Below are 13,123 nucleotides of genomic sequence, written 5' to 3' on the forward strand. Positions count from 1 at the left end.
TTTCAAAGACAGCAAGCCAGACAGAAAGGGAGATAGTTCCCAAGAGACTGGTGTAGAGAGTTTTAGGACCAAATATTTTCCAGGCTAGGATAAATAAAGGAATATTGATCAAGAGGTTCATCAGTGAGACTGGAATTTTAAAGAGGTAGAAGGTAATGAGTGTAATACCTGTCGCACCACCCTCAAATAGATGATAGGGAACTACAAAGTAGGTGAGACCAAAGGCATAAATAGCTGCCCCTAGTATGATAGTGATAATAGGCTGAACTTTTCGAATCATGATTCTCCCTCGCTTTTTCTATAGATAGATTATACCAAATTTTCAAGCGTTTTAATTGGATCTCTTATGATTTTTTAACAAAATTTTGATATAATAAAAGTGATAAATCCCTATCTTATTGAAAAGAATAGAAAGATTGAAATTATGACACAAGTAAAAATTGTAACAGATTCTTCTGTTACCATCGAACCAGAAGTAGTAAAAGAGTTAAATATTACGGTTGTGCCGCTATCCGTTATGATCGATAGTGTGCTTTATTCAGACGCAGATTTGAAAGAAGGTGAGTTCCTTCATCTTATGCAACAAAGTAAGAATCTGCCGAAAACCAGTCAGCCTCCAGTGGGAGTGTTTGCTGAGGTTTTCGAAGAACTAGGTAAAGACGGTAGTCAGATTCTCGCGATTCACATGTCCCATGCCTTGTCTGGAACGGTTGAAGCTGCTCGCCAAGGAGCGAGTCTCTCAACTGCTGATGTGACGGTTATTGATAGTTCTTTTACAGACCAAGCTATGAAGTTTCAAGTAGTTGAAGCAGCTAAACTTGCCCAAGAAGGGAAAGATTTAGAAACCATCCTAGCCCATGTAGAAGACGTTAAGAATCATACTGAACTCTATATCGGTGTTTCAACATTAGAAAATCTAGTTAAGGGCGGACGCATCGGACGTGTGACAGGATTATTAAGCTCTCTGTTGAACATCCGAGTTGTGATGCAGATGAAGAATCATGAACTCCAGCCTATCGTTAAGGGACGAGGTGCTAAGACATTCAAAAAATGGCTTGATGAATTGACTGAGACGCTCTCGCATCAATCAGTGGCTGAGATTGGAATTTCATATGCAGGTACAAATGAATGGGCAAATGAGATGAAGAACTTGTTGCAAACTTATGTAGAAAAACCAATCTCTGTATTGGAAACAGGGTCTATTATTCAAACACATACGGGAGAAAATGCCTGGGCTATTCTAATTCGTTACAATTCCTAAAAAAATAGAGAAAAATCGTTAGAAATAGTGTTTTTGACTTGACCTATAGCCAATTTTAGGATATGATTATATTTGTTAATTAGAAATTATTTGGAGGATTTATTAACATGGCAAACAAACAAGATTTGATCGCTAAAGTAGCAGAAGCTACAGAATTGACTAAGAAAGATTCAGCAGCAGCAGTTGATGCTGTATTCGCAGCAGTAACTGAATACCTTGCAGCTGGTGAAAAAGTTCAATTGATCGGTTTTGGTAACTTTGAAGTTCGTGAGCGTGCTGCACGTAAAGGTCGCAACCCACAAACTGGTAAAGAAATCAAGATCGCAGCTTCTAAAGTTCCAGCATTCAAAGCTGGTAAAGCTCTTAAAGACGCTGTTAAATAATGACACTTTAAAAAGCCTATTGTATCAAGCTTTCTAGCTTGGTCAATAGGCTTTTTTCTTGTTAGAAATCGATGATTTTAGTATGTATTATAAAAGAAAAAGGTTCCCATGATGAGAACCTTCTTTTCATTAGTTTTTAGAAGCTGCTTGGAATTCAGGGTTTTTCCATGCCTCATTAATAATTGCTTGCAATTCTTTTGCAGATGCTTGCATTTTTTGTGTTTCAGCGTCGTTCAATGGGATGTTAACTGGACGAACGATACCGTGTGCACCAACGATAGCAGGTTGACCGATAAAGACGTTCTCAACACCGTATTGACCTTCTTGGAATACAGAAAGTGGAAGCACCGCATTTTCATCGTCAAGGATAGCACGAGTGATACGAGCAAGGGCAACTGCGATACCGTAGTATGTAGCGCCTTTCTTGTTGATGATTGAGTAGGCAGCGTCACGAACTGAGATGAAGAGTTCAACAAGGTCAGCTTCATTCAAGTCACGGTTAGCTTGCAACCAGTGTTCCAATTTAACACCGGCAACGTTAGCGTGAGACCAAACAGCGAATTCTGAGTCACCGTGTTCACCCATGATGTAGGCATGGACTGAACGAGCGTCAACACCGATTGTTTCAGCAAGTGCTTGACGGAAACGAGCTGAGTCAAGAGAAGTACCAGAACCGATAACGCGTTCTTTAGGGAATCCAGAGAATTTCCAAGTTGAGTAAGTCAAAACGTCAACTGGGTTAGCTGCTACAAGGAAGATACCATCGAAACCAGAAGCAACAACTTGCTCAACGATTGATTTGTTGATTGCAAGGTTTTTACCTACAAGGTCAAGACGAGTTTCACCTGGTTTTTGAGGAGCACCAGCAGTGATAACTACAAGGTCAGCGTCAGCACAGTCTTCGTATTTTGCAGCGTAGATTTTTTTAGGTGAAGTGAAGGCAAGGGCATGGCTAAGGTCTTCTGCGTCACCAACCGCTTTTTCAAACAATTGAGGAATTTCAATGATTCCAAGCTCTTGTGCAATTCCTTGGGTAACAAGCGCGAAAGCATAAGATGAACCTACGGCACCATCACCGACAAGGATCACTTTTTTGTGTTGTTTAGTAGAAGTCATTTTCTAAACATCTCCTTCAATTTTTTTAGGGAATTCCCCAGATATGTTCATTCTATCACTTTTAAAAAGCTTTGTCACGGAAATGCCTTCTTGTTCTTGATGTAAACGTTTTAGTGATTTCCAAAGACTGAAATGATCTACACTTTATGGTATAATATATCTAGTTACTAATTGTGAAATGAGGCATTTATTAATGCAGGATAAAAACTTAGTGAATGTTAATCTGACAAAGGAGATGAAGACCAGCTTTATCGACTACGCCATGAGTGTTATCGTAGCGCGTGCTCTTCCTGATGTTCGAGATGGCTTAAAACCAGTTCACCGTCGTATTCTTTACGGAATGAATGAACTAGGTGTTACTCCAGATAAACCCCATAAAAAATCAGCCCGTATTACAGGGGATGTCATGGGTAAATACCACCCCCACGGAGACTCCTCTATTTATGAAGCTATGGTTCGTATGGCCCAGTGGTGGAGCTATCGTTACATGCTCGTTGATGGGCATGGAAACTTTGGTTCTATGGACGGGGATGGTGCTGCCGCACAGCGTTATACTGAGGCACGTATGAGCAAGATTGCTCTGGAAATGCTTCGTGATATCAATAAAAACACAGTTGATTTTGCTGACAACTATGATGGTAATGAGCGGGAACCTTTAGTCTTGCCAGCTCGTTTTCCAAACCTTTTGGTCAATGGGGCAACTGGGATTGCCGTAGGGATGGCTACCAACATTCCTCCTCACAACCTAGGTGAAACCATCGATGCCGTTAAGCTAGTCATGGACAATCCAGATGTGACCACTAAGGACTTGATGGAAGTCTTGCCTGGTCCAGACTTTCCAACGGGTGCCCTTGTTATGGGGAAATCAGGTATTCATAAGGCCTACGAAACTGGTAAAGGCTCCATTGTTCTTCGTTCTCGTACTGAAATCGAAGAAACTAAAACTGGCCGTGAACGAATTGTTGTAACGGAATTTCCATACATGGTCAACAAAACCAAGGTCCATGAACATATTGTTCGTTTGGTTCAGGAAAAACGAATTGAGGGCATTACAGCCGTACGTGATGAGTCCAACCGTGAAGGTGTTCGCTTTGTAATCGAGGTTAAACGCGATGCGTCTGCCAACGTTATCCTTAACAATCTTTTCAAGATGACCCAGATGCAAACCAACTTTGGTTTCAATATGCTTGCAATTCAAAATGGCGTACCAAAAATTTTGTCCCTTCGTCAAATTTTGGATGCTTATATCGAACACCAAAAAGAAGTGGTTGTTCGTCGTACACGTTTTGACAAGGAAAAAGCAGAAGCGCGTGCACATATCTTAGAAGGTCTTCTAATTGCGCTAGATCATATAGATGAAGTGATTCGTATTATCCGTGCAAGTGAAACAGATGCCGAAGCACAAGCTGAGTTGATGAGCAAGTTCAAGCTTTCTGAACGTCAAAGTCAGGCAATCCTTGATATGCGTCTTCGTCGTTTGACAGGATTGGAACGTGATAAGATTCAGTCTGAATATGATGAATTGATTGTCTTGATTGCAGATTTGGCCGATATTCTTGCCAAACCAGAACGTGTGGCGCAAATCATCAAAGACGAGTTAGATGAAGTCAAACGCAAGTTTGGTGACAAACGTCGTACCGAGTTGATGGTCGGAGAAGTCTTGACACTTGAGGACGAAGACTTGATTGAGGAGACGGATGTCTTGATTACCCTTTCGAACAAGGGCTACATCAAACGTCTGGACCAAGGTGAGTTCACTGCCCAAAAACGTGGTGGCCGTGGAGTTCAAGGTACGGGAGTTAAGGATGATGACTTTGTGCGTGAGTTGGTTTCAACTAGCACTCACGATCATTTGCTTTTCTTTACCAATAAAGGACGCGTATACCGACTAAAAGGTTATGAAATCCCAGAATACGGTCGTACCGCTAAGGGCTTGCCAGTTGTCAATCTTTTGAAGTTGGACGAAGGCGAAAGCATTCAGACCATCATCAATGTTGATTCTGAACGTAGTGATGATGCTTATCTCTTCTTCACAACTCGTCACGGTGTCGTGAAGAGAACCAGTGTCAAAGAATTTGCAAATATTCGTCAAAATGGACTTAAGGCCTTGAATCTCAAGGATGAGGATGAGTTGATCAATGTCTTGCTGACAGAAGAAGATACCGATATCATCATTGGTACCAAGTTTGGTTATGCTGTTCGCTTTAATCAATCAGCTGTTCGTGGCATGAGCCGTATCGCGACAGGTGTCCGAGGAGTCAATCTTCGTGAAGGAGATACAGTAGTTGGCGCAAGTGTTATTACTGACCAGGATGAGGTCCTTATCATCACTGAAAAAGGTTATGGTAAGCGTACCCTTGCTACTGAATATCCAACTAAAGGCCGTGGTGGTAAAGGAATGAAGACTGCCAATGTTGCTGAGAAGAATGGTCCTCTTGCAGGCCTCCTCACTGTTAAAGGTGATGAAGACCTAATGATTATCACGGATACAGGGGTCATGATTCGAACAAACGTTGCCAATATTTCACAAACTGGACGCTCAACTATGGGAGTTAAGGTGATGCGTCTAGACCAAGATGCCAAGATTGTGACCTTTACAACGGTTGCTGCGGCAGAAAAAGAAGAAGTTGGGACTGAAATTGAAACAGAAGGTGAAGCATAATGTCTCGTAAAAAAAAGAAAAATAAGAATAATAAGAGAAGAAATCTATTTATCAATATTTTAGCGGGTTTCTTAATTCTTCTTTCCCTAGCCTTGATTTTTAATTCAAAGATTCGTGATCTCTTTTTGGTCTGGAATACCAATAAATATCAAGTCAATCAGGTTACTAAAGAAAATATAGATGAAAATCTAAAAACCGAAGGAAATTTTGATTTTGACTCTGTTAAGTCTATTTCATCTGAAGCTGTATTGGCTTCACAATGGGATGCCCAAAAGCTTCCAGTTATCGGTGGTATTGCTATTCCTGAAGTAGAAATCAACCTGCCTATTTTCAAAGGTTTGGATAATGTAAACTTGTTCTACGGAGCAGGGACCATGAAACCCGATCAAAAAATGGGAGAAGGCAACTATTCTCTAGCCAGTCACCATATCTTTACTGCTGAAAATGCGAGCCAGATGCTCTTCTCACCTTTGGTCAATGCCAAAGCAGGTATGAAGATTTACCTGACGGATAAGGACAAGGTTTATACCTACGAGATTACTGAAGTTAAACGTGTCACACCAGACCGAGTGGATGAAGTCGAAGACCGTGATGGAGTGAAAGAAATCACCTTGGTAACCTGTGTAGACTATAATGAAACCGAACGAATTATTGTAAAAGGGATTTTTAAAGAATCAAAAGCCTATTCGGATACATCTGAAGATATTTTGAAAGCCTTTAATAAACCATATAAACAACGTTATTAAGAATGAATGAACCAGTGAAGTGCTATTTCACTGGTTTTTTATATGAACAAATAGAATCAAAATAGTTCTTATGAAAAAGGATAGGAAGGCTTAGGATAAAGATTTTTAAGATAAATATTATAGAATTTTACAGAAAACGCTTTCTAGAAAACAAGAATTATGTTATAATTATCACAAATAAAAGTTTTAGGAGTTTTCTATGGTCTCATCAGAATTTATCTCAAAGATTGAATTTGCTTGCAAGAAGAAAGAAAGTCTTTATAGCCAAAGCAAGTTTAAGTATGCGATTCGTTCCATGTTTGCAGGTGCTTTTCTAACATTTAGTACGGCTGCGGGCGCAGTTGGGGCTGATTTGATTAATAAGATCGCACCTGGTAGTGGACGTTTTCTTTTCCCATTTGTTTTTGCTTGGGGATTGGCCTACATTGTTTTCTTGAATGCTGAGTTGGTCACTTCCAACATGATGTTCTTGACAGCTGGCAGTTTTTTGAAGAAAATTTCTTGGAGAAAAACAGCTGAGATTCTACTTTACTGTACCTTCTTCAACCTCATTGGTGCTCTTATAGCAGGTTGGGGCTTTGCCCACTCAGCAGCCTATGCAAATCTAACACATGATAGCTTCATTTCAGGAGTTGTAGAGATGAAGTTAGGTCGTTCCAATGAGCTAGTCTTGCTTGAAGGTATTTTAGCCAATATCTTTGTAAACATTGCCATTCTTTCATTCGTTTTGGTGAAAGACGGTGGCGCCAAACTTTGGCTTGTCTTATCAGCAATTTACATGTTTGTATTCTTAACAAACGAACACATTGCTGCGAACTTTGCTTCTTTTGCGATTGTTAAGTTCAGTGTAGCAGCAGATTCAATTGCTAACTTTGACCTACCTAATATTCTTCGTCACTGGGGTGTAACCTTTGTCGGGAACTTTATCGGAGGAGGTCTCTTGATGGGCTTACCATACGCCTTCCTCAATAAAAACGAAGATACTTATGTCGATTAAAGAAATGAGCACGAGTTAATCGTGCTTTTTTGTTTGATGTGTATGACTAGTCATAGTTGTTCCTTATATCAAAATATAGAAAAACTGTATTGGAAAAGACCGGTACAAGATGATACAATATCCCTAATGAAGCTATTTGGAGGTCGTCTTATGACTCGTGATTTTAAATTTGAAACCCTACAATTGCATGCTGGGCAAGTCGTTGATCCAGCGACCAAGTCTCGTGCAGTACCGATTTATCAAACAACATCCTTCGTTTTTGATGACACGCAGGAAGGTGCAGATCTGTTTGCCTTGAGAAAACCAGGCAATATCTATACTCGTATTACCAATCCTACAACAGCGGCATTTGAAGAAAGAATCGCTGCTCTTGAAGGTGGTGTTGGAGCACTAGCGACAGCATCAGGTATGGCTGCTGTAACCTACACTATTTTGGCGCTTGCTCACGCAGGTGATCATGTGGTGGCTGCGTCAACTATTTATGGTGGGACCTTCAACCTCTTGAAAGAAACCCTTCCTCGTTATGGAATCACAACAACCTTTGTCGATGTGGATAATTTGGAGGAAGTAGAAGCAGCTATCGGTGACAATACCAAACTTGTCTTGATTGAAACCTTGGGGAATCCCTTAATTAACATTCCTGACTTGGAAAAATTGGCTGAGATTGCGCATAAACACCAGATTCCTCTCGTTTCTGACAATACTTTTGCCACACCATATTTGATTAACGTTTTCTCTCACGGTGTCGATATTTCAGTCCACTCAGCGACTAAGTTTATCGGTGGTCATGGTACGACTATTGGTGGTGTTATCGTGGACAGTGGTCGTTTTGACTGGGAAGCTTCAGGGAAATTTCCGCAGTTTGTAGAGGAAGATCCTAGCTACCATAACTTGAGCTATACTCGCGATGTTGGGGCAGCAGCCTTTATTATCGCTGTTCGTGTTCAATTGCTTCGTGATACAGGTGCTGCCTTGTCACCATTTAACGCCTTTCTCTTGCTCCAAGGGCTTGAAACTCTCTCTCTTCGTGTTGAACGTCATGTGCAAAATGCAGAGAAAATTGTTGATTTCCTTGTTAACCATCCTAAGGTAGAAAAAGTAAACTATCCAAAACTAGCGGACAGTCCTTACCATGCCTTGGCTGAGAAATATTTGCCAAAAGGTGTGGGTTCAATCTTTACCTTCCATGTTAAAGGTGGAGAGACAGAGGCTCGCAAGGTCATTGATAATTTAGAAATCTTCTCTGACCTTGCAAACGTAGCAGATGCCAAATCGCTTGTTGTCCACCCAGCGACAACCACTCACGGTCAGTTGTCAGAAAAAGATCTAGAAGCAGCAGGTATTACACCAAACCAAATCCGCTTGTCTATCGGTCTTGAAAATGTAGAGGATTTGATTGAAGATTTGCGCTTAGCCTTGGAAAAAATTTAAAGTAACAGATATAAACAGTGGGTTTCGACTCGCTGTTTTTGATTTTCCCTCAGGCATGATATAATGGTTACAGAAGTCTAGAAAGAGGAAAGTTATGAACGAAATCAAATGTCCCAACTGTGGGGAAGTATTTACAGTAAATGAGAGCCAGTATGCCGAACTTTTATCCCAAGTGAGAACAACTGAGTTTGATAAGGAATTACACGATCGCATGAAGCAGGAGCTGGCTTTGGCTGAGCAAAAGGCCATGAATGAGCAACAGTCTAAACTGGCTCAGAAGGATCAAGAAATTGCGCAATTGCAGAGTCAAATCCAAAACTTTGATACAGAGAAAGAACTGGCTAAGAAAGAGGTTGAACAGACAAGTCATGAGGCTTTATTGGCTAAAGACAAGGAAGTACAGGTCTTGGAAAACCAACTGGCTACCTTGCGTTTGGAGCATGAAAATCAACTGCAAAAGACCCTTTCTGACCTAGAAAAAGAACGGGATCAAGTTAAAAATCAGCTCCTCTTGCAAGAAAAGGAAAATGAGTTGTCTTTGGCTTCTGTTAAGCAGAATTACGAAGCCCAGCTCAAGGCTGCTAGTGAACAAGTCGAATTTTACAAGAATTTCAAAGCCCAACAATCCACAAAAGCTATCGGGGAAAGTCTGGAACAGTATGCGGAGAGTGAGTTCAATAAGGTTCGCAGTTTTGCCTTTCCAAATGCCTACTTTGAGAAGGATAACAAGGTCTCTGCGCGAGGATCTAAGGGGGACTTTATCTTCCGTGATTTTGATGAAAATGGTCTAGAATTCATTTCCATCATGTTTGAAATGAAAAACGAAGCGGATGGGACGGAGAAGAAGCATAAGAATGCAGATTTTTACAAGGAGTTGGATAAAGACCGTCGGGAAAAGAACTGCGAGTATGCGGTTTTAGTGACTATGCTTGAGGCGGATAATGACTACTTCAACACTGGTATCGTGGATGTCAGCCACGAATATGAAAAGATGTATGTCGTCCGTCCCCAGTTCTTCATCCAGTTGATTGGTCTCCTGCGAAATGCGGCTCTTAATTCTTTGAAATACAAGCAAGAGTTGGCCTTAGTCCGGGAGCAAAATATTGATATTACGCATTTTGAGGAAGATTTGGATGCCTTCAAAGTAGCTTTTGCCAAAAACTACAACTCTGCTTCAACCAACTTTGGAAAAGCTATCGATGAAATCGATAAGGCCATCAAACGGATGGAAGAAGTTAAGAAGTTTCTTACCACATCAGAAAATCAACTCCGACTTGCAAACAACAAATTGGAAGACGTTTCCGTCAAAAAATTGACCCGAAAAAATCCAACAATGAAAGCGAAATTTGAAGCATTGAAGGAGAAATAAGATTACCTTAAAAACTGGAGTTCCTATGAAAAAATCTTTGAAATTCTCAGATATTTATATTGCTTATTTACCATTAGTTGTATTTTTTCTTAATCTCCTATATGGTCTTTTAAATATTGAAGGCGTAGGTGATACTGACTCAAGATATAATTTAATGTTTGCTATTTTTGGATTTATTCCAACTATATTCGGCTATGGAATTAGTTTTTTGGCTAATCTTCTGGTGGGTATATCTTATGTGCGAAAAGCAAAAAAAGAATCGAAACGTATGATTGCTTTCATATTGGTTGGAAATATTTTTTTAGCAATTTTTCTGATGTTTTTGCTAAGATTTAAAATGATTGTTTCTTTTGACTTTATAAAAGATATTGACCTTTGGAGTTTCATTTTTTCATTATTTCTATTTCCATATTTAGATTGGATTTATCAAAAGGAATACTACAATCCAAAAATAAGTCGCATGTTACTTATTATATTTTTGATTGGTATTTTTTCTCCATTTGTAGGAAGTAGAATTCAAATCCACTATAGAAATAATGCTAAAGTTCAACAATTAAAAGAGTTTTATTCTTCTAGGGGAATGAATTATGATGTCGCTCTTAAAAGCGTAAAAATAGAAAGTAACGTTTCAGATATTAGTATTTTTGATGTATCGGATAATGGGATAACGATTCAAGTAGGTGCTAAGTACATTCATCAAAAATTAACAGAGGTCAGTTTCATTAATGAGAATTATGGTCTTAAAGAATTCTTGAAGCTCTCTGTATCAAACCAAGAAGCTCAGACAGTTCTGAATGATTTTAAATCTGCTGTAGAAAGTGCAATACAAAAGAAAGGCTATGATTTAGTAGTTATTGATGACAAAGAACAGCCACTAGCTAGCCCTGGTTTTAAAATTTCGAGTTCATATAGGTTAACTCCCTTTCTAGTAGAAAAAGCTATTAGAAACCAAAATTCATCAAGTAAAGAGAATCAAGCTTTTAGAGGATATGCGACTCTTTCTATTAAAGACTTTATGAAGGACGGAGCCCTTTGGTTGCATTTATCACTTAGTAAAAGCAATCTATTGGAACTAGAAGATATTGATTTTTCAAGCCTTCCAGATGGATATTACAACATAAATGCTGACTCCTTTTCGGTTGTTAATGGAAAGTATAAGCGGCTTGAAAATGATGATAATTTTGAATATATTTTACCAATTGAGTCGGGTAAACTATTTTACTCTGAGGATTTATATGATATTAAAAAAATTGATTTAAACAATGAGGAATAGAAGTGAAAGGGAAATTAGAAAGCAACACATGAACGGTATTATCAACTTAAGAAAAGAAGCGGGGATGACCTCGCATGATGCGGTTTTTAAACTGCGTAAGATTTTGGGAACTAAGAAAATTGGTCATGGTGGGACCTTAGATCCGGATGTGGTGGGTGTTTTACCTATTGCGGTGGGCAAGGCAACCCGCATGGTCGAGTTTATGCAGGATGAGGGCAAGGTCTACGAGGGGAAGATTACTATCGGCTATTCAACGACGACCGAGGATGCCAGTGGGGAAGTGGTCGCAGAGACTCCTGTTTTGTCGCCCTTGGATGAAAAGCTTGTCGATGAAGCGATCGCTAGTCTGACTGGGGCTATCACCCAGATTCCTCCCATGTACTCAGCTGTCAAGGTAAATGGTCGCAAGCTCTATGAGTATGCGCGTGCTGGTCAGGAGGTGGAGCGTCCAGAACGTCAGGTCACTATTTATCAATTTGAGCGGACCAGTCCGATTTCTTATGAGGATCACCTCGCACGTTTTACATTTCGTGTGAAATGTAGTAAGGGGACTTATATCCGTACCTTGTCAGTTGATTTGGGAGAGAAGCTGGGTTATGCGTCCCATATGTCCCATTTGACTCGGACGAGTGCAGCAGGTTTACAACTGGAAGATGCTCTTACCTTGGACGAAATTGCTGCAAAAGTGGAGGCTGGTCAGCTGGACTTTCTCCATCCTCTAGAGATTGGAACGGGTGATCTTGTTAAAGTTTTCCTAACTCCTGAACAGGCTACAGAAGTCCGCTTTGGTCGTTTTATAGAGCTAGAACAGTTGGATAAGGAGGTAGCTGCCTTTGAAAATGATAAATTACTAGCAATTCTAGAAAAACGGGGCAATCTCTACAAGCCAAGGAAAGTTCTATGCTAGTCAAACTGGGGTGTAAGTATTAGATTGTTACCCATAGTCTATCAAAATCAGACTATAAATTTGTCTAAAAATGTGATAGAATAGACGACGGATAAAAAAACGGAGGATAGCATGCAAAATAGACCAATCATTATCGGAGTGACAGGTGGTTCTGGTGGTGGTAAGACTAGTGTTTCAAAAGCCATTTTATCTCATTTTCTTGATGAGAAGATTGCCATGATTGAGCATGATTCATACTACAAGGACCAATCTCATTTGACCTTTGAAGAGCGTGTCAAAACCAACTACGACCATCCTTTTGCCTTTGATACAGATCTGATGATCGAGCAAATTAAAGAGTTGTTGGCAGGGCGTCCGGTGGACATTCCGACTTATGACTATACTGAACATACACGGAGCAACAAAACCTATCGTCAAGAGCCTCAAGATGTCTTTATCGTTGAGGGAATTTTGGTCTTGGAGGACAAGCGTCTGCGCGATTTGATGGACATCAAGATTTTTGTGGATACAGATGATGATGTGCGCATTATTCGTCGGATCAAGCGTGATATGGAAGAGCGTGGCCGTAGTCTAGATAGCGTTATTGAGCAGTATTTGGGTGTGGTCAAACCCATGTACCACCAGTTTATCGAGCCGACCAAGCGTTATGCTGATATCGTCATTCCTGAGGGAGTCAGCAATACCGTTGCTATTGACCTTTTGACGACAAAAATTGCAAAGATTTTGGAAGAAGCACGAAACAGCAAATAATCAGATGAGGAGGCCATGCCTCCTTTTTCTATTTTTCCTTTAGTTTCAGTAGGAAAAAGGTGATTTTTAAGCATGTTTTTGGTATAATAATACCCATGGAAAAGCAAGAAAATGAATAGTAGGTGGAGATGGAAAAGTATTTATCGGTAACAACTTTGACCAAGTATCTGAAAATGAAATTCGATAAAGACCCTTACTTGGAACGGGTCTATTTAACTGGTCAAGTTT

At 40.0% G+C, this 13,123-nt stretch carries 12 protein-coding genes and 1 pseudogene; 11 read left to right on the forward strand and 2 right to left on the reverse strand.

All coding sequences use genetic code 11. The features are described from left to right. Positions 1 to 280: YitT family protein (locus SORDD24_RS11545; protein WP_231082655.1), on the reverse strand; the 280-nt coding region annotated here is incomplete at its 3' end. A gap of 144 nt (positions 281 to 424) precedes the next feature. Here SORDD24_RS11545 and SORDD24_RS02035 point away from each other — a divergent pair. Then, positions 425 to 1,261, forward strand: a complete 837-nt coding sequence (locus SORDD24_RS02035; protein WP_061406999.1) for a DegV family protein — start codon at positions 425 to 427, stop codon at positions 1,259 to 1,261. A 107-nt stretch (positions 1,262 to 1,368) separates the two neighbouring features. After that, complete coding sequence (locus SORDD24_RS02040; protein ID WP_001284636.1) at positions 1,369 to 1,644, forward strand: HU family DNA-binding protein; 276 nt, start codon at positions 1,369 to 1,371, stop codon at positions 1,642 to 1,644. Positions 1,645 to 1,773: 129 nt separating this feature from the next. On the opposite strand, the gene SORDD24_RS02045 is transcribed toward SORDD24_RS02040, so the two are convergent. Further along, positions 1,774 to 2,760, reverse strand: coding sequence for an L-lactate dehydrogenase (locus SORDD24_RS02045; protein WP_000204734.1), 987 nt, complete (start codon positions 2,758 to 2,760; stop codon positions 1,774 to 1,776). Positions 2,761 to 2,953: 193 nt separating this feature from the next. Here SORDD24_RS02045 and gyrA point away from each other — a divergent pair, with 193 nt between their 5' ends. The 9 genes and pseudogenes from gyrA to SORDD24_RS12010 all read left to right on the forward strand — a co-directional run. Further along, positions 2,954 to 5,422, forward strand: coding sequence for a DNA gyrase subunit A (gyrA, locus tag SORDD24_RS02050; protein WP_061407001.1), 2,469 nt, complete (start codon positions 2,954 to 2,956; stop codon positions 5,420 to 5,422). Further along, positions 5,422 to 6,168 (forward strand): class A sortase, encoded by a 747-nt coding sequence (locus SORDD24_RS02055; protein WP_061407003.1) that lies wholly within the window; start codon positions 5,422 to 5,424, stop codon positions 6,166 to 6,168. Before gyrA ends, SORDD24_RS02055 begins: the two co-directional genes overlap by 1 nt. A gap of 199 nt (positions 6,169 to 6,367) precedes the next feature. Continuing rightward, positions 6,368 to 7,165: a formate/nitrite transporter family protein gene (locus tag SORDD24_RS02060; protein ID WP_061407004.1), complete on the forward strand. Its 798-nt coding sequence runs from the start codon at positions 6,368 to 6,370 to the stop codon at positions 7,163 to 7,165. 150 nt (positions 7,166 to 7,315) lie between these two features. Next, positions 7,316 to 8,596 carry an O-acetylhomoserine aminocarboxypropyltransferase/cysteine synthase family protein gene (locus SORDD24_RS02065; protein WP_061407006.1) on the forward strand — a complete coding sequence of 427 codons (1,281 nt, stop codon included), beginning with the start codon at positions 7,316 to 7,318 and terminating at the stop codon, positions 8,594 to 8,596. Between the two features lie 94 nt (positions 8,597 to 8,690). After that, positions 8,691 to 9,965, forward strand: coding sequence for a DUF2130 domain-containing protein (locus tag SORDD24_RS02070; RefSeq protein ID WP_061407007.1), 1,275 nt, complete (start codon positions 8,691 to 8,693; stop codon positions 9,963 to 9,965). Between the two features lie 25 nt (positions 9,966 to 9,990). Continuing rightward, entirely contained in the window at positions 9,991 to 11,238 is a 1,248-nt protein-coding gene (locus SORDD24_RS02075) for a hypothetical protein (RefSeq protein ID WP_061407009.1), read from the forward strand. Positions 11,239 to 11,266: 28 nt separating this feature from the next. Beyond that, complete coding sequence (gene truB / locus SORDD24_RS02080) at positions 11,267 to 12,145, forward strand: tRNA pseudouridine(55) synthase TruB (RefSeq protein WP_061407011.1); 879 nt, start codon at positions 11,267 to 11,269, stop codon at positions 12,143 to 12,145. Positions 12,146 to 12,256: 111 nt separating this feature from the next. Beyond that, positions 12,257 to 12,895, forward strand: a complete 639-nt coding sequence (gene udk / locus SORDD24_RS02085) for a uridine kinase (RefSeq protein WP_061407013.1) — start codon at positions 12,257 to 12,259, stop codon at positions 12,893 to 12,895. Positions 12,896 to 13,023: 128 nt separating this feature from the next. Continuing rightward, positions 13,024 to 13,123, forward strand: a pseudogene (locus SORDD24_RS12010) (exodeoxyribonuclease VII large subunit); the annotation flags it as partial.

Origin of the sequence: Streptococcus oralis, assembly GCF_001579175.1 — a bacterium.
Lineage (GTDB): Bacteria > Bacillota > Bacilli > Lactobacillales > Streptococcaceae > Streptococcus > Streptococcus oralis_O.